The sequence below is a fragment of the Vibrio sp. 2134-1 genome, from assembly GCF_033339495.1.
In genome coordinates this window covers 1-558 of sequence record NZ_JAWOUS010000791.1, presented here as the reverse complement: position 1 = coordinate 558, position 558 = coordinate 1, and the positions used below count along the sequence as shown (strand labels likewise).

1 protein-coding gene is annotated in these 558 nt (G+C 46.1%); it reads left to right on the top strand.

All coding sequences use genetic code 11. The annotated features are described in order from the left end of the window. Positions 1–558 (top strand): tetratricopeptide repeat protein (locus tag R7R78_RS28565; protein ID WP_225474906.1); only part of this gene is annotated, 558 nt, incomplete at both ends.

The window sequence follows — 558 nt, the reverse complement described above, 5'->3', positions numbered from 1 at the left end:
CTTAGATCATAATCCTGACTCGGCCTCAAAATGGGCAGCGCTAATCGAGACGTCTCAATATTGGGCGTATCTTGATCAAGGTGATGCCTTGGTAGAAAAAGGTCAGTTTAAGCAAGCAGAAAGCGTTTATCACAAAGCGATTCAAGTAGATAAATCCCAACCTTATGCTTATGCATCATTAGGCTCTTTGTATCTTGTACGAGAAAATTATGCCGCGGCAGAGAAGGTTTTCAAACAAGCTTTGCAACTGGACAGTAGCAATAGCTCTGCATTGCGTGGTCGTTTAGATGTTCGTATTCAGCAGCAAGATTGGTCTGGCGCGGAAGCACTCGCGCGCAGTTACTCTGCCCCACAGCAGAAAGTGGTCGCTGAAAAAATAGCGAGCATCAAGTCGGAAGTTATTTTGACTCGTCTGCGGATCGCAATCGCTCAAAATGATCAGGCAACGATGAAAGCGTCCGTAGAGGAATTGATAGCGCTACAGCCAACCTCCCCATGGTTAAGGCTTGATATTGCTGATGTTATTCATTCAATGGGCGACAAAGTACGCGCGGATAC